We start from the raw sequence: 16,197 nt of genomic DNA, 5'->3' as shown, positions 1-16,197 counted from the left end.
TTATAAATGGAATATTTTTTTTACATTCTTTTTAAGGTTGTTCCAAGAATTATTAGTTGATTTTTTAGTGTTCTTCTTAGAGTTAACTACTGATTTTTTAGTATTTTTCTTAGAGTTGGAAGTTGATTTCTTAGTGTTTTTCTTAGAGTTAGAAACTGATTTTTTAGTGTTAGATACGGATTTTTTAACGGATTTTTTAGAGTTAGAAGTTGATTTCTTGCTTGAAGTGGTAGTATTTTTCTTAGAATTAGAAACTGCTTTCTTAGTATTTTTAGTTGAGTTAGAAATCGCTTTTTGTGTTTTTTCATTTGCCTTACCACCTCTATTAGATGAAGTACGTTCCTCATCAATAGCAGTTGTCTTAGGTTTGTATGAAGATTTTAGTTGACTTGTTGTTTTGCCCTTCATAAGCCTATCGTGTATATCAAATGCATTACTTGCAATCTTTGCTCTAAAATCACCTAATCCATTTTCTTTTCTAGCTTGAGATATAACTTCTCCATATGCTTTGTTTTTATCTATTGTTTTATCGTTCCAAGGTAGAGCAGGAGTTATATATGTGTCACCTGCTTTGTATGGAGTATTTGTTGAATTGGCTCTAGCTCTGTTAAATAAATGATTGTCTGCTATTTGTTTTGTTTTGTTTACCTCATCAATATATTCTTTAGGAGCACCATCGAAAGCTCCATCGTATAAATCCATAGTATCTTTGTATAAAGAACTCATATCAAAGTAATTGTTTAAAGTAGGTGTAGTATCAGTTCTTGATATGTTGTTGTATGCATCAGTAGATGCTTGCTTATATTCATCAATACCTGCGTTAAGTACGCTATTGTCATAAGCACTAGCATCACTTACTGTGTTATATCCCTTAGAGTAATCTACCCAATTTGGAGTGTAGTAATTTGACCACCCACCATATCCACTACCTGAGCCACTACCCGAACTACCACTTGAGCTACCACCTGAATCGTTGCCCATCATAATAAGTTCCATCATTCTATCCATATAATCTTGGTCTACACCTGAAAGGTTGCCTTGTAGTTCTGTTTGTAGTTTACTCAATGTGTTCAATCTTTCTGTTCCAAGGTTTGCTATCTTCATATCTATCTCAGATAAAAGTTGATTCTTTTGTTCCATAAGTTTAGTAAGGTTTTTGTTGTACCCTATATTGTTAACCTGCTCAAGCCCTAATGCTTGTGGAGAATAATTTATTCCACGATTCGCACCTGATACATTTAATTGTTCGTGTTGGTTGTATAGCGCATCACCTAAATCTTCCTTTGATGTGTTAAAGTTGTTGTTGACGCCAGTTTTATCAAGTTCATATTCTTTCTTTGTGTTATCATATCCACCTTCAATTTGTTTTAACATAGCCTCGTATTCTTTTGTAAGTTGCTCGACACGTTGTTTTTGTATCTCATCAATAGTAGGCTTATATTTCTCTGCTATACTACCTTTTGGTATGGTAGGTAGTACAATGTTAGATTTTGGTGCAGTTGTTTTGTTAGTAGTTGTAGTAGTAGGACTAGCAGTTGAAGGAGCAGAATATTGATTTATCTTAGGAGTTGTGATAGACGAAGTGTTTGTTGAAGTTGTTTTTATCCCAGTATTTATTGATGTGGGGTTAGGATTTGTCGTAGGTGTCACTTGTGGTGCTAACGCGTTGTTAGCTTGTGTAACTATCTTCTTTTTTGTATCTAAAGTAGCCATTATTTATTTACCTCTCTTTCTTTAAGGGGTGCATTACTACACCCTTTTTATTAAATTCCATCTATTGAATTGATTTTCTCAAATTTTTCCTTATCATCTAAAGTATATACTTTATCTTCTTTTTCTGCAAGCAATCTAAACACGCCAACGTCAAGCAAGTACTCGTATAGTTGTACGTCTATTGTTATGCAGTTAGTAGGGAAAACATTGTGTATGCCCTCTACATAGAACCCATCAAATACATCGTTCTCAAGTAAGCCTAATATATAATTCATATTTCAACACCCCCTTAATATCCTATTGCAAACCATGTGCAAGTCAATGTACCTAATATATTTGTATTTGATATGGTCTTACAATGCAATCTAACGGCACTATTGCTCACTGCAACGGCAGTCATGCATAAGTCATACCAAGAGTTACTACTTCTTCCATTGTCGGCAGAAACATGCACACATTGAGTAGGGAAAGCTATTGGGAAAGATATTTCCTCAGTTGTGTTAGGAGTTCCACCATTAGGAAGTGTCCTGTTACCCCACTGCATTATCATTCCATTTGGAAGTTTGCAATACCCTGTTGAACTGATAGACCTTGAACCTAACCAAATATCTTTAAAAGAATTGGTAGTAGTACCAACATCTGTTGTAGAACCATTCTTAACAAACATTGCGTTTTCATTTAAATAAACGGCATTTTGTTCTACGCCATCTTTAGTGTAAAGTATACCTACGCCTGGTATATTGGGATTACTTACACCAAATTTAGCTTGGCATTGAAAACCACCTGAATTTCTATTTACATGATATGCCTTATAATCAGGTGATGTATCGTCTCCAATATAAAAACTTTCACTCATTACATTTATACTATCTTTTCTTGCGTATTGCTCATCAAGAGAGACTTTTAAGTTATCATCTATACCGTTTTTAGCACCCTCTACATCTCCAAAGACTTTTGATAAGTCAGTATTGATAGGGTCTATGTGTTTAGCCACAAACCCAATATTGTATTCCTGTAGGGCTTTAGCGTGAACCAAAGCTTTTTCTTCTGTTGTTAATGTACTCATATTTAATCACCCTTTCTTTAAAGGTGCAATAAAGCACCTTTAGTTTTATTGTTCGTAACTAACCTCTACATCACACTTTATAGTACCACCAGGGTAACCACATATATACATGTTGCAATTATGCACCGTTACAGGAAGGTTGTAATCACCAACCAAAGGTATTATCTCTTCAACAACAGGAGCAATATTTATTGCATCATATGGTTCTATTTTTGATTGGATAGAACCGTTGTAGCCACCTATACAATATATTAATCCATTTACCATGGTACTACCAAATTGGTATCTAGCAGTAGGCATACTTGCTTTTGCATCCCATGTATTTGTTAATGGGTCATAACAATCATGTTGGTTGGTTGCAGTATTTGTATATCCACCTATTGCATATATTTTACCATTTACAACCCCGCCACCAAGCGCAGTCCTTGCCAAAGGTAAATTAGTAAGTGTTTCCCATGTGTTTGTTGATGTGTTATAACACTCTACTTTAGATGATACAGAGCCAGTAGTACCACCTATACAATATATTTTCTCATCAATGGATACACATAAGAAATCTTGTCTTGCAGTAGGCATAGGTGCGAGTGTTTCCCAAGTGTTAGTTAGTGTATCATAACATTCTACAACATTTGTATAAGTAGTTGTGAAACCACCTATACAATATATTTTACTCCCTACAACAGAAACACCAAGTGCTTTTCTTGCAGTAGGCATAACAGCAAGGGTAGACCATGCGTTGGCATTAGGGTCATAACACTCATTTGTACCAAGTATAGAACCATTGTACCCACCTATTGCATATATTTTACCCTCAACAGTAACAACGCCAAGTAAATATCTTGCAGTAGTAATATTCGTAAGTGTTTCCCACGCATTAGTAGATATATCAAGACATTCGTTTTTATTTGATACAGAGCCAGTACTACCACCTATACAATATATTTTATTACCAATACTAACACACCCAAGTTGTTGTCTAGCAGTAGGTAACACAGGGTTTATTAACCACTTGCCAGTAAGGGCATCAAACACCTCTGTTTTATTAACAATACTTGTTGAAGTATAACCACCTATGCAAGCCATCCTACCATCTGCTACTTGAACCGATAACCTATACCTAGCAGTAGGTAAAGATGCACCTGTGCTCCATGTATCTGTTGATGGGTCATATATCTCAACCTTATCAGAAATCGAATACCCACTCATAAGTTCATTTCCACCTATTGCATATATCTTATTGTTGTAAGTAGCACAACACAATTCTTGACGTGGAGTAGTTATGTTTGTAAGTAGCTCCCAACTATCTGCTACAGTATCATAACAATAAGTCGAATCAACAAAGGTAGCACCATTAATTGTCCCACCAATGCAGTATATTTTAGTACCGATTGCAACTGCACCATGTCTATATATACCAGTTGGACAAGGTGTTTTTGTTTCCCAAGTGTCATTGATAGGGTCATAAACTTCTACTTTGTTGGTCACAGCACCTAAATTTCCACCTATACAATATATCTTATCACCAACAGTAGTAGCAGTCGCACCTTGTCTAGCAGTTGGCATAGGGGTTTTTGTGCTCCATGTATTACTCGTAATATCATAGCACTCTATTGTGTTTAAATAAGTATTTGTATACCCACCTATTGCATATACTTTACCGTCATAACTAGCACAAGATAATTCTCTTCTAGCAGTTGTAACTGGCGTAAGCGTAATCCATGTATTTAATGCAGGGTCATAACACTCATTTTTATTCAAGTTAGAACTGTTATACCCACCTACTACATATATTTTACCACCAACTTCTGTACTACCAGCCCAACAACGAGAGGTAACCATGTTTGCAGATTCTACCGACCCCCAAGTGTTATCTTCACCAACTAAAGCAACACGTCTTACGAATTCAAAGCCAGGCGTTGAATCGTTATAACGTAATTCATTTTTTGTAGCAACACCTCTGTCCTCTTGACCATATAAAGGGTAAGGTATTGGCAAATCAACTGAGTATTCTTTATATAAAGGGCTAGTAGAAGGAGTTAAGGTGTTGTTTATTTTCATAGGCAAAACATAGCCCTCTACAGCAGGTTTTCCAACAGGAGCTATTGATGAGATATTTAGGTTTTTGGTAAAACCACCTGTTGTACATTTCATTTGGAGTATTTCACCTTCAAATGTAGCATCGGTATGCACCAAGCCATCATCAGGGTTGCCACCTGATATTGAGTTTATTAGCTCAGGATAAGTACCAAATGCAGTGTTATCAGGAACACTAACGCCTTTGTCAATTATAGCTTGTTTTATATTACTCTTTGTACTTATTAAAAGATTTAATTTATCTGCAATACCCATTATACTATCACCCCATTAATATCATCTAAAATAGTGTTGAGGCTATTGATTAAAGAGTTACCATCTGTGATTAAACTCTCTAGGTCAACCATCTTCACATCTAAATCATCTATTTTTACTTGATATGTAGCAAACGTGGAAACTCTATTTTGTTCATTACTTTGACGAGTAGTTTCATTACTTTGACGAGTAGTTTCACTTGCCAACATATTTGTATCATCCACAATAAGTTTGTCAACTATTGAGTTAACGAGTTGCGTATGTTCAACAAGTAAATTGTTTACTTTTCCTTGGATAAGAGAGTTGTATTTTTTTAAACCATCAACATCTAAATATTTTTTATTATTAAATTGTATAACCATATTTTATACCACCACCCTATATTGTAATTCCTTCTAATATATTTGTTATTTGTTCACTGGTAATATATGTTGCAACTGGAACTTCGATTGGAACTTCTGTTAGCACACCTAATATTTCAGAATCAGTAATACGTAAAAAAGAATTGTAAGTGTTATTTATTGATGCAGTCAAATCAACGTCTACAGTATTTATATTGGCATTTAACTCATCTCTAAGAGAGTTTATTGCACCTGAAATATTTGAATCTGCTTGTAATTTAGTATATACATCGCCAACAAAGGCAGATAAATCTTCGTAAAGTTCATTGAAACAATACTCTACCTCATCAAAGTTAGTGTTCATTTGAGAAGGAGATATTACTGTTCCTGCTATAAAGTTTGTAAAAGGAATGTTTATTTTTCTAGTTTCAATATTATACATGTTATCACCATCTTTCTTTTATCTATAACCTTTTAATTCATACGTCCCACTTAATTCATAAATCTTCATCGGTTGAAAATAATACGTTATATCATCAACCTTATCCCAATACGTACCTTTTTCAAGATTATACTCAGTTTTTATATACCAAGAATCAGGACTACCATCTATTGCATCTTTTAAATAAATTAAAGAACCAACATCCATGTTGTTAGTATCAAAAACACTAGGTATATCATTAAATATGCCACAATACTCATAAGGAGCTTTTATTTCAATGCCAAACGTCCTACCACGCCTACCAACCATTATAGGTAATGAACGAACTATATTATCAGATATAAAAGTTGTTTTGCCGAATATAGCTTTATTCCAAAGTGCAACTTCGTTTTGTACACTTTGTTTTTTAGTGATTTCCACATAGTCTATTTCATATTTCACTTCTATATCAGAAACAAAATCACCCCAACTTTCAGATACCAAATAAGTATCTCTGATTTGTTTGATTCGTGTTGGTGTTCCAAAATCTATTGTTTTACTTTTCCAATAACAAGCTATAGGTATATTCAAAGTTTGTTGAAGGCTTAAAACATCATAATTTATTTCACTATCAAAGATATTAAAAGCACCATCTTTACCAACTATATAAAATTTATTGTCTATGGTAATAAAACATGTGTTATCAATATTATTGTAGCGCGTCCAAGCCATAAGTTTGTAATTATAAACAACAGTGTGTTCACCTAATTGTACATACCATTCATTGTCAACTGGATTAAAACCTGTGTGACATGCCCTTATCTCATCAACAGATAAAGCAAGTGGGGGAAGTGTAAAATCAAAATCTAAATTTAATTGAGTTGTAGTAAGCCTAGATATGTCGGATTTAGTAGTTTGCATTTTATAGCATTGACCATTTGTACCTACGTAAAACAAATAATCGTTAACTATGTTGGTACAGTTTTGATTTGCTATCCCTGTGTGTGTATTTATTTGTCTTAAAACATAAGGTGTACCCACATCAAGTCTATTTGTATCACCAAATAAAACATAAACACTATCTCTACGACCTATCACTAAGCTATCAGAGAATACGTGTAACCCTGTTATCCTATCTCCAACAGGAGGTGTTTGTATAGGTAAACTAGCAGGTAGATATAAAGGATTTAAAATATCTGATATGTAAACCATATTAGGGTCATCTTTATTACCTGCAAGATATAATCTATCCCCATGAACCTTTATAAAAGTTGGTTTAACTTCACACATATTACTACCTTTAAAACCATCTTCAAGTTCAGATTCGCAAGGTTCATACCATATATTTATATGAGGATATGTTTCACCACTAACAATTGCTTGATTTGTCACGCCTTTTGTAGCAGGTTTAGGAGTAGGCGTAAAGCCACTTGGTGGTTTTATTATATGATAAAAATTAGGTTCTTCCAATGTTTCTAATTCATTCAAATCAAAATACATAATACTTAAACCACCATCTACAAAATAAAACTTGTTAAGAAATTGCACCCCACTAATAGGTTGGTACGTATTTGTTCTATTCCAAGGTATGAACTTTCTATTAGCATCACCGTAATCATCAGGGTTGGCAGTGTAATATATGAACCCACCAGTAGTGTGTACTAAATACCCATACTCATTAGGATTTGGCTCTAGTATAAAAGCGTTTAAGAGCGTTTCATTACCAACATCAACACTTATTGGAGCATCATTACTATCTTTTACGCCACTTCTTTTTCTTAACACGCCTTCTTGGTCAAAGCATATATTCAACATATCAAGGCATTGATTGTCTCTTAGCCTTAGAGGTGATTTGGTATTACATATACCACCTGTAAAATCACGTATCATGAAGTTTTGTCTCACAGGGTCTTTGAATTTTATATCTTTATTCCACATCCTCTATATCACTCCTTGCAAAATAAACATCCTTTACTGCATCATCAATATCTGTTGAAACAACTATTTCGCCATCTTTATCCTTTATGATTACAGAGCCATTCTTTATATCTCTTTCAAGTTCAAACATTTTGTTTTCAAACTCACTCATAAATAATTGTGCAGAGTTGTGTTGTTCGTCTTGTGTAAAACACCTACTAGCAGAGTATATTGCAAGTAAGTAATGGAATTGTATAGGGAGCAGTATAGGTTCTTGTGTGTTTGTTTGAAGATACACCATATTTTCTAATTCTTTGATTCGCCTAAACCTATCAACACCTTCGTTTATAAAGCTTGTAACATCACCTTCTACGAAAAGAGAACCTGTTGTATCTCTCGTATAGGCTCTTACCCTGTTTATTATTTGTGCCAACTGCATTATTCATCACCTACTTCTATTTTCATTTGCCCACCCTCAACAGGTATGTCGAGTTTTTCACCTAGCACATCAATAATACTATTTAATTGCTCTATTATAATGTGTTGAGTTTGAGCTAACATGAAAAGCATTTGTTTTTCTTCCATGTTCATTTTTTTCTTCACCTCTATTAAAAAAGAGTGGGATTAAGTTCCCACCCCTTTAGATTTTTATAGATTATTAAATAGGATTTATACCTGTTGAACCTATGATACCTCTCCAATCAGAGTAACCATAAGAATATCTGCAATACCCTCTGTATTTAGAAACGAAAGTATCGAAATCTTCTTCCCATTTAAATTCAAATTTCTTTCTCCAGAAGAAGTTAAGTTCATGTCTTTTACTATCTTGTAAGAACCAAGCAGTATCAGAGCCACCTGCAACAGACCCTAAGTAGTCTAAAACTTCTATCTTAATATCTTGTCTAGTTAAGTATTCGTTTGTATCGTTTAAGTCTCCACCTGATACTAAAGTAGAATGTAATATTCTTCTAGCAGTATCTTCTAATGCAGGAGGTACTAATAATTTATCTGCTTTGAATTGTATTAAGTTACCAGCCTCATCAGGTATCTCTCTCATCATTTGTATAGCAGTTTGTAAAGTATCTCTACTTAATTCACCTACTACTAAGTTTGAACCTACATTAGCAGAGTTTAAAAGTGGATGGTCTACTGCGAATAATGCTTTACCATCATATCCATTTGTAGTGAACCCATCAACGAATAATGTGAAGGCATTCTTTTCAACAGATGCTCTACCTGACCTAGCCATAGCTTTAGGGAACTTTTGTATTTGTTTGTATTGCTCATCGTCATATAACTCTCTTTCAATCATGAAACCTTGAGTGAATGCCTTGTGAGTATATACTCTCTCTAAACCTGGGTCTAAAGTTTTGTAATCAACTGGAGAAAGGTTTGTAGCTCTCGCAGTCCAATCACCAAATGCTCCTAATCCATAATCTACTTCTTTAGCTTTACTTGAAGTGTTTACGTTAAATACCTTTGAAAATTGCTCAGGTATTTCTTGGTAAGTTTCAAAGAATATTTTTCTTAATCCTGGTTCTAGTAACTTACCAAAGTTATCCGATATATGCGTGTTACTAGTAGTTGGGTCAACTGGTGTAACAGTACCGAATAATTGTAAGTTCATTTTTTCAACTTTTATCATTCTTTTTATCATCCTTTCAATTATGTTATTTATTTACCATCACGCCATTTAGCGTATTCAGTAGGTGACATTCCCATAGCCATTGCAACCTTTTTCTCTTGATGTGATAATACATCACTATTTTGCACTTGTGGGACTGTTCCACCTGTTCCTACGATAGATGAAGTGTTAGTTTCTGTTTCTTTTAATTCTTTAAGTATTTCTGCTCTTATTTCTTCACGTATTTTAGCACGCTCAGTTTCCACATCAATAGAAGGTTTATCATCTGCTCTTAAAGCCTTGTAAGCAACCTCTAAATCATTTATTTCATGTTTTTCTGCAAACTCTAATACTTTATCTGCATCATAATCAGGGTATTTAGTTTGCATATCCTTTACAACAGCTTGATATTGTTGTTCAATCATGAACTCTTCAAATTGTTGTATTTTTTTTGTCATTTCATCAGGAACATAGTTGTTTAGTGTTTGATGTGCATCAGGATTTATTTCTCTCATAGCTTGTATTAAGTGTGGGTTTTCTTTTAGGTAACTCATTAGCTCTAATGCTTGTTGAGTTTCTTCATCTAAGACAGGCTCTTGTTGAGTGGCTTTAATTGCCTCTAGCATCTCTTCTCTTGTTAGGTGTGAAACCTCTTGATTGGCAGTATCATCAGAAGGCGTTTCTTCGACATCAGGAGTAGATTGAATATCTTCATCAGGTATTTCATCAACCTGGTTACTAGGATTGCTCTCAGTCGCTCCTAGAGGCTCAGAAGGCACTTCTGTATCTGTATTATTGACATTATCACCTTCTGTATACATTTCTGAAAAAGCTTGTGTGAAAAAATCACTTGTTCCATAATCTACGTGTCCAAATAGTTGTAAATTCATTTTGTTTATTTTCATTTTTATTTTCCCCCTTCAATATATCTAACGTGTTCAGGATAATTTTTACTTATCTCTTCAAGCCCAAGTAAAGCAGATTGTATTATAGCAGATACGCCTGCACAAACTATATCTTCACCTGGCTTACCGTGTCCTGCATGACCTTCCATATCAATAGTTACTTTACCACTTTTCTTATGAACAACTATGTTAACCATTCATAGCACCACCCATATCAGATTTTAACATCTCAAGTAATTCAGGGTATTCTTGTATTAATGCTTGCAATTCCTCAGGTGACATTTGTTGTAATTCTTGAAGTGCTTGTATTGGTAATTGACCAGTATTAACATTAGGGTCTGCATCTATTTGTTCAGGTGTCATTTCCACTTGTTCTTCATTAGGAATCATTTCTTCCTGTGGTATTTCTTGTTCATCGTTAACAGGTTGTTTCATAGCTTGTTCAGTTTCTTTTATACCACGTTCATATCCTTTATTTTCTATCTCTTCTTCTTTGCCCTGTTGCTCTTTGTTTTCTTTATCTGCAACCAACTCATCAACTTGCTTATTTATCATTTGTATAGCTTGTGATAAACCTTGTAAGCTTTCTTGAATTGTTTGAACTTGTTGTTCACCTACTTGTTGCGCTTGTTGCATTTGTGCTTGTTGTTGTTGTTGAGCTTGAGCCTCTTGTTGTTGCATAGCTTTCATCTCATCAAAACGATTTATAATAGCCTTTTTATCAACATTAGGTAGGAAATCAAGTATCGCCTTTCTATCAACCATAGGCATACCATCCTCGGCAGTTGTTTGAGCAAGTCTTATTAACAAATCAAGTTGAGCGTTTTTATTAGTAGGCATAGTAGAGCCTGCACTTATTCTTATATCAAAATCATTTTTAAGTATCTCAGGTGTTATCTCCTTGAACTCTACATTGTTTTCAATATCAGTAACTCTAACCCACTTATTAAATTTCCAAAACTGTTGCATACGTGAGTACCACATTGTAGCAAGTTCTCCAAGGTAAAACTCCATTATCTTTATCTTTAATCTAATACGTGCTTGTGATGCCTCTTGGAGTGCCATAATCGCTTGTGCCGCCACAACTCCACTTTGTTTTTCACCTTTAAGTGAATCAAAAACACCACTAACATCTTGTATATCTTTTTTCATAACTTCTATACTATCTCTAACATATACAGGCATTGAAGGTGGAGTAGGTCTACCAACTTCTGTACCAGGGTTTTTACGTATTACAAGTCCTGGTCTATTTGTAAGTTTACCAGGAGATATACCACAGTTTTTATCTATTATCCAAGGCATATTTGCAGTAGACTTAGCATTGTCTATTATTTGATTTGTAAGTTCGTTCATATATATTTGAGGTGATAATATTTGTTCTACCTCACCTTTTCCCCAAAACTCAAAAGGTACTTCGTAATCTTTCATAAATAAGAATGGGAATTTACCATCTTTGTAAGGGTTTTTTTTATCACTAAGTACAACACCAATATCAGGACAACATGTTAAAACTCTACCGTTAGGATATTTTTGCATCTTAGCTTTGTTTCCTTTTTCATCTTCTATTTCTTCAACAGTAGCCCAATCTCTAAACCACATCTCAAGGACAAGTATTTGATTTTGCTCACCTATTGCATCCTTATCTCTATCTGCAACTAATTCACTATGTGTTATATTGCTACCAACAAATGCATCTGCTTTGTCAGGAAACGCCTTTTTTAATTGGTTTGCATGTTTATATGTAGCATATATTATGTATTCTGCATCTTCTACATTTTGTGCTAATGGGTCAGGGAATATATTAAAAGGATTAACTGCTTTACATGATACTTCTCCCATGTCACCTTTTTTAGCATCCCAAGGTATAAACCAACAACAAGTACCATATATAAGCATAGGTAAAAGTTGTGTAGTAAGTTTTAAACTCATAGCCTCTCTATTCCACTCATAATCAAGTGCCACCTGTATATCACTTGCTACTGCATTTCCATCAGGCGTAGTTGGTATTGTTAAGAATTTAGGGTCATTATCTGTCATTATAGGTCTTATAGATTCTATTGTTGAGAATATATGATTTGTTATTTGATTTGATTTGTAATCAGGTCTACTTTCGTTTTTAAAGTGTTCACCATTATAAGCACTTTCATATGTTTTCCACTCTTCCATTATAGGAGCTTTAGCAACATAAGATTGTTTGAATTTTGTATTTGCCCACTCACAAAGCTTTTGCTCTTGTGGAGTAGGTGTATATGGTTTCCCCATTATTCAACCACCATCCAATCCCCTGCTAGTACATCACTTTGAGTTGCTAACCAAGGCACTAATGTCTCATCAACGCTAGACATCATTATAAATGGTCTAACTGCGCTTTCAGCATTACCTGTTATTGATGAGTAATCAGATGTTCTAAACCCTTCAACATAGAATATGTATAATCCTGCACCATTCCACCCTGTTCTAGTAAGTTTTTTACCTAACAATAATTCTTCTATCGCTTGACCATATTTCATCATTGCGCCACCTCTTCCTCGCCATCCCCATCAAATAAAGGGTCGACTATATCTTCATCATATTCATTTACTGTTCTTCTTCTTCCGTTTTCATCAACTACAACAGGTTCGTAATTATCGCCCTTACCTTCAAGTAGCATCTGTAACATTATCGCTAAACTCATTACAGTATCATCGTGAGAACCTTGTTGAGCATTTGTACTACCATCATCACATATAATATAACTTAATAATTCCGATATTACAAGTTTTGAAGGTATATCTAAATACATTTCCCTTACAAACTCTCTTAACTTATCTATCATAAGAGGTTTTGTTTTAGTGTTAGTATTCCATCCTAATTTTTGTGTAATCTTATCTGCTATCCTATCATAAGTTTTAGCAAAATATAAATTCCAATATTCTTCTTTTTGAATTGCTTTAAGCGTTGCTAAACCGTGGTTATTGTTTTCTACGCCTAAGTATGCCTGGTTATAAAACTTAGCAAGTTTAACTAGTTCTACTCCAAATAAGTCAGGGTCAATGTGACCATACCACATACAATGTAGCTTAAAATCATCACTACCTACCATACCAACACTGTAGTCACCATCTGCTTTCCCCTCTGCAACGTCTGCACCTATTGCATAGTACTTACCAGGTTCAGGGAAATCAAACACATGTAAATATCCTTTATCATCTTTTACAAACTCTACTTTACCACCTACATCACGTAAATAGCCACGTGTAGGTTCTTTTGTAGCTTGTAAGTATTTTCTTAAAGCTCCTATGTCAAATACTGGTCTACCTGATGCGATAAATGCCTCTTCAGGAGTTGAAGGGTACTCTTGCCTAAACAACTCTAAGTCACCTTGGCATTTGTTTCTAATAGCCCATTTACGCCAAAACAACTGTTCATATGTTAAACAATGTTCTTTCATTAAATTGTATTCTTCTGTGTGGACTTTATTACCCTTCTCATCAAATGTAGTTGAATTTACTTCGTTCATAAACTCTTCTCTTTGTTCATCAGTAATAAAGTTCTTTTTGTATGATGGGTCAAAGAACCAAGGGTAAAATAAAGGTATAAAATCGCTATCACCTTTAACAGCCATTTGCCATTGTTCATAGAAATACCCACCTATACCATTTGCAGTACTCTCTAGCACAACTAAAGTGTTGTTTGCATCAGGCACACATTGCAATAGTCCAAGCATAGTAGTCTTGGCATCAGGGAAGAATGCTACTTCCGAGGCATGTATATTATGTATTGTACCTGAACGACCAACCTCAACTGTACCTGCTGTTGATACGGTAATTTTACTTCTTAGCCCAGGGTTCTCTTTTTTCTCCCTATCATCTGTTGTAGGGTTTTCAAAGGATAATACTTTACCATTTGCATACTTTTTCATAGGTTTAAGTATATCAGGCATTTCTTCGTAGAAAAGTTTAGACATGTTAAATAAGTTTTGTGATGCGCTATCTTCATGTGCTATTATCATTGACGTTTTAAGAGGGCTTGTTGATGTATCGTGATATATTAGTCCTTCCGTAAAAGTACTAAATCCCATTTGACGTGCTTTAAGGATTATAAAACGTTTTAATTTACCTTCTTTTTCGCATTTTTTTAATTCTTCTTCAAACGCCTCTTGTGCCTTGTTTATCTTGAAGTCTATAAGGTTTGCATTTTTATCACGTATTTTAAGGAAGTTCTTCATAAACCATGGTCTATCATTTCTTACCTTATACATGAATAGTTCTTGTTTAGTCATTTGTTTAGCCATGGTCTATCACCTCATTAATGATGAAGGCAAGCGCTAATAATAGTATTAAAAACACCATTTGATATGTGTTATTCACCATCCATCACCTCAAAATCACTTATATCTATAAATTTATCTGCTAACTCATTGATTTGCATTTCAAACGTTTTAACAGTTTTTTCAACCTTAACCTCTTGCTTAGCCTTGTGACCTGTTCTATCTAATACGTCTTTACAGGCTTGTAAAGCTACACCATCTATTGGGCTATCCATTAAATCACCCATTCTAGCCATAGCCTTCATACGCATTGATTTGAGGTTGTTTTCAACCTGTTCATGCTCTGCTTTTTGAAACTCCGATATTATACCCTTTACATCTTCACGTTTTAACCATGAGTATATAGTATTTTCGTGTATATCTAATAATTGTGCTAACTGATTATTTTTATATTGACCTGTTAAATACAGGTGTATAAATCTTTGTTGCACTTGTGTAAGGGAAGTTATATCGTATTGTATTACTTCATTACTCATACCTACCACCCCTATTAATCAATATCATGTGTTTCTTTGTATGTAGCATATCTTTGGTTCATAAGTTTAACACTCTTTGCTAATCTTGTTTCGTAATCATCATCTATTATCTCTACATCAGGAAAATCATCAAATGTAGTACCTAACTTATCATCATTTTCATTCCCTATTTCATACAACCCATTTTCATGTAAAAAAATAGAGTCAGACGTAAAGGAGGAAACATCTGACCTATTTTTATTATGTATTTCATCCAAAGCTTTAGACGGAGGTGTAAAGTCTTTAGGAGGGAAAGCTTGATTAGTATTAAGTTCTGTTTGATATTTTTTTGCGATTTCAGAGATATGTGTTTTTTTGATGTGTATTTCTTCTTCATCTTGATGTGTGTGTATCGGCGTTTCTATCCCAGTCTCTATTTGTTCTTCTTTGTTAGCAAGAGCTTTTGTAAACCAAGGTTTATTAGCACCGATAACCATTTCTAGTTTGAAATGTTTGAAGTTTATTTTTAATTCTATCATATTATATCACCTTCCATGTTTTTATATTACAAAGGGATATTAAACTTATGCATCTGTTATGTGTTATACACGTTATGCCTTCGGCATCACGTTTAGAGGGTTGTTAGGTGTTTTATGTTTGGATTTGTATTTATCCTTATTATCTTGTTTCCGTTAGGAAACCTGGGAGCTTTAGCTCCCTTTATGTTTTTGTGTTTTTTATCGACGTGTTTTCAACACGTATTTAAAACCCCCTATTAAAGAGTATCACACCTTTTTTGGTTTTGTCAAGAAAAAGTTTTTACCAATTGTATATTGTAACCTTTTTGTAACTATTTAGACACCTAATTACTTATCAAATAAATACTAAATCTCTTGATGTGATAATAACGGTTTTAACCGTTCAGTACTAACGCACTTCGGAACAAGTTCCTTCGTTTGTTGGCTAAAGCCAAAACATATCAATAAATATATATCGGCTATTTACGTGTTTTGATTCGGAAATTACCTGTAATATATATTTCGGCAGGTCGGTTATAGGTACTTCGGTACACAGTGAACCTACTTTTGCACCCTGGG

17 protein-coding genes are annotated in these 16,197 nt (G+C 34.2%); all 17 read right to left on the bottom strand.

Translation table 11 applies throughout. From position 1 onward, the window contains the following. Positions 1-1,713, bottom strand: coding sequence for a hypothetical protein (locus tag VLM92_RS15350; protein WP_325277194.1), 1,713 nt, complete (start codon positions 1,711-1,713; stop codon positions 1-3). A gap of 50 nt (positions 1,714-1,763) precedes the next feature. Beyond that, complete coding sequence (locus tag VLM92_RS15345) at positions 1,764-1,988, bottom strand: hypothetical protein (RefSeq protein ID WP_325277193.1); 225 nt, start codon at positions 1,986-1,988, stop codon at positions 1,764-1,766. A 14-nt stretch (positions 1,989-2,002) separates the two neighbouring features. After that, complete coding sequence (locus tag VLM92_RS15340) at positions 2,003-2,779, bottom strand: gp53-like domain-containing protein (RefSeq protein WP_325277192.1); 777 nt, start codon at positions 2,777-2,779, stop codon at positions 2,003-2,005. Between the two features lie 45 nt (positions 2,780-2,824). Beyond that, positions 2,825-5,128 (bottom strand): Kelch repeat-containing protein, encoded by a 2,304-nt coding sequence (locus VLM92_RS15335; protein ID WP_325277191.1) that lies wholly within the window; start codon positions 5,126-5,128, stop codon positions 2,825-2,827. Then, positions 5,128-5,490 carry a hypothetical protein gene (locus VLM92_RS15330; protein WP_325277190.1) on the bottom strand — a complete coding sequence of 121 codons (363 nt, stop codon included), beginning with the start codon at positions 5,488-5,490 and terminating at the stop codon, positions 5,128-5,130. Before VLM92_RS15330 ends, VLM92_RS15335 begins: the two co-directional genes overlap by 1 nt. Positions 5,491-5,506: 16 nt before the next feature. After that, complete coding sequence (locus VLM92_RS15325) at positions 5,507-5,911, bottom strand: hypothetical protein (RefSeq protein ID WP_325277189.1); 405 nt, start codon at positions 5,909-5,911, stop codon at positions 5,507-5,509. Positions 5,912-5,929: 18 nt separating this feature from the next. Beyond that, on the bottom strand, positions 5,930-7,828 hold the full coding sequence (locus tag VLM92_RS15320) for a hypothetical protein (RefSeq protein ID WP_325277188.1): 1,899 nt from the start codon (positions 7,826-7,828) through the stop codon (positions 5,930-5,932). After that, positions 7,818-8,246, bottom strand: coding sequence for a hypothetical protein (locus VLM92_RS15315; protein ID WP_325277187.1), 429 nt, complete (start codon positions 8,244-8,246; stop codon positions 7,818-7,820). The genes VLM92_RS15320 and VLM92_RS15315 overlap by 11 nt, the downstream gene beginning before the upstream one ends. After that, a complete protein-coding gene (locus tag VLM92_RS15310) occupies positions 8,246-8,398 on the bottom strand; it encodes a hypothetical protein (protein ID WP_325277186.1) in 153 nt (50 codons plus the stop codon). Before VLM92_RS15310 ends, VLM92_RS15315 begins: the two co-directional genes overlap by 1 nt. Before the next feature lie 67 nt (positions 8,399-8,465). Next, entirely contained in the window at positions 8,466-9,452 is a 987-nt protein-coding gene (locus tag VLM92_RS15305) for a Mu-like prophage major head subunit gpT family protein (protein WP_325277185.1), read from the bottom strand. 29 nt (positions 9,453-9,481) lie between these two features. Continuing rightward, on the bottom strand, positions 9,482-10,336 hold the full coding sequence (locus VLM92_RS15300; RefSeq protein ID WP_325277184.1) for a hypothetical protein: 855 nt from the start codon (positions 10,334-10,336) through the stop codon (positions 9,482-9,484). A 2-nt stretch (positions 10,337-10,338) separates the two neighbouring features. Beyond that, a complete protein-coding gene (locus tag VLM92_RS15295; protein ID WP_325277183.1) occupies positions 10,339-10,533 on the bottom strand; it encodes a ribosomal-processing cysteine protease Prp in 195 nt (64 codons plus the stop codon). Then, on the bottom strand, positions 10,526-12,598 hold the full coding sequence (locus VLM92_RS15290; protein WP_325277182.1) for a portal protein: 2,073 nt from the start codon (positions 12,596-12,598) through the stop codon (positions 10,526-10,528). The genes VLM92_RS15295 and VLM92_RS15290 overlap by 8 nt, the downstream gene beginning before the upstream one ends. Further along, entirely contained in the window at positions 12,598-12,846 is a 249-nt protein-coding gene (locus VLM92_RS15285; RefSeq protein WP_325277181.1) for a DUF2829 domain-containing protein, read from the bottom strand. Before VLM92_RS15285 ends, VLM92_RS15290 begins: the two co-directional genes overlap by 1 nt. After that, a complete protein-coding gene (locus VLM92_RS15280; protein WP_325277180.1) occupies positions 12,846-14,609 on the bottom strand; it encodes a hypothetical protein in 1,764 nt (587 codons plus the stop codon). Before VLM92_RS15280 ends, VLM92_RS15285 begins: the two co-directional genes overlap by 1 nt. 68 nt (positions 14,610-14,677) lie before the next feature. Then, on the bottom strand, positions 14,678-15,121 hold the full coding sequence (locus tag VLM92_RS15275; protein WP_325277179.1) for a terminase gpP N-terminus-related DNA-binding protein: 444 nt from the start codon (positions 15,119-15,121) through the stop codon (positions 14,678-14,680). Between the two features lie 14 nt (positions 15,122-15,135). After that, on the bottom strand, positions 15,136-15,639 hold the full coding sequence (locus tag VLM92_RS15270) for a hypothetical protein (protein ID WP_325277178.1): 504 nt from the start codon (positions 15,637-15,639) through the stop codon (positions 15,136-15,138). Between the last annotated feature and the right edge of the window lie 558 nt (positions 15,640-16,197).

This window comes from Romboutsia sp. (assembly GCF_035470145.1).
GTDB lineage: Bacteria > Bacillota > Clostridia > Peptostreptococcales > Peptostreptococcaceae > Romboutsia_D.
The sequence above is the reverse complement of the archived record's forward strand: the minus strand, read 5'-3'. Positions and strand labels throughout refer to the sequence as shown.

Coding starts and splice junctions, on each gene's coding strand:
- VLM92_RS15350 (WP_325277194.1), bottom strand. CDS start 1,713: ATGGCTACTTTAGATACAAAAAAGAAGATAGTTACACAAGCTAACAAC.
- VLM92_RS15345 (WP_325277193.1), bottom strand. CDS start 1,988: ATGAATTATATATTAGGCTTACTTGAGAACGATGTATTTGATGGGTTC.
- VLM92_RS15340 (WP_325277192.1), bottom strand. CDS start 2,779: ATGAGTACATTAACAACAGAAGAAAAAGCTTTGGTTCACGCTAAAGCC.
- VLM92_RS15335 (WP_325277191.1), bottom strand. CDS start 5,128: ATGGGTATTGCAGATAAATTAAATCTTTTAATAAGTACAAAGAGTAAT.
- VLM92_RS15330 (WP_325277190.1), bottom strand. CDS start 5,490: ATGGTTATACAATTTAATAATAAAAAATATTTAGATGTTGATGGTTTA.
- VLM92_RS15325 (WP_325277189.1), bottom strand. CDS start 5,911: ATGTATAATATTGAAACTAGAAAAATAAACATTCCTTTTACAAACTTT.
- VLM92_RS15320 (WP_325277188.1), bottom strand. CDS start 7,828: ATGTGGAATAAAGATATAAAATTCAAAGACCCTGTGAGACAAAACTTC.
- VLM92_RS15315 (WP_325277187.1), bottom strand. CDS start 8,246: ATGCAGTTGGCACAAATAATAAACAGGGTAAGAGCCTATACGAGAGAT.
- VLM92_RS15310 (WP_325277186.1), bottom strand. CDS start 8,398: ATGAACATGGAAGAAAAACAAATGCTTTTCATGTTAGCTCAAACTCAA.
- VLM92_RS15305 (WP_325277185.1), bottom strand. CDS start 9,452: ATGATAAAAGTTGAAAAAATGAACTTACAATTATTCGGTACTGTTACA.
- VLM92_RS15300 (WP_325277184.1), bottom strand. CDS start 10,336: ATGAAAATAAACAAAATGAATTTACAACTATTTGGACACGTAGATTAT.
- VLM92_RS15295 (WP_325277183.1), bottom strand. CDS start 10,533: ATGGTTAACATAGTTGTTCATAAGAAAAGTGGTAAAGTAACTATTGAT.
- VLM92_RS15290 (WP_325277182.1), bottom strand. CDS start 12,598: ATGGGGAAACCATATACACCTACTCCACAAGAGCAAAAGCTTTGTGAG.
- VLM92_RS15285 (WP_325277181.1), bottom strand. CDS start 12,846: ATGAAATATGGTCAAGCGATAGAAGAATTATTGTTAGGTAAAAAACTT.
- VLM92_RS15280 (WP_325277180.1), bottom strand. CDS start 14,609: ATGGCTAAACAAATGACTAAACAAGAACTATTCATGTATAAGGTAAGA.
- VLM92_RS15275 (WP_325277179.1), bottom strand. CDS start 15,121: ATGAGTAATGAAGTAATACAATACGATATAACTTCCCTTACACAAGTG.
- VLM92_RS15270 (WP_325277178.1), bottom strand. CDS start 15,639: ATGATAGAATTAAAAATAAACTTCAAACATTTCAAACTAGAAATGGTT.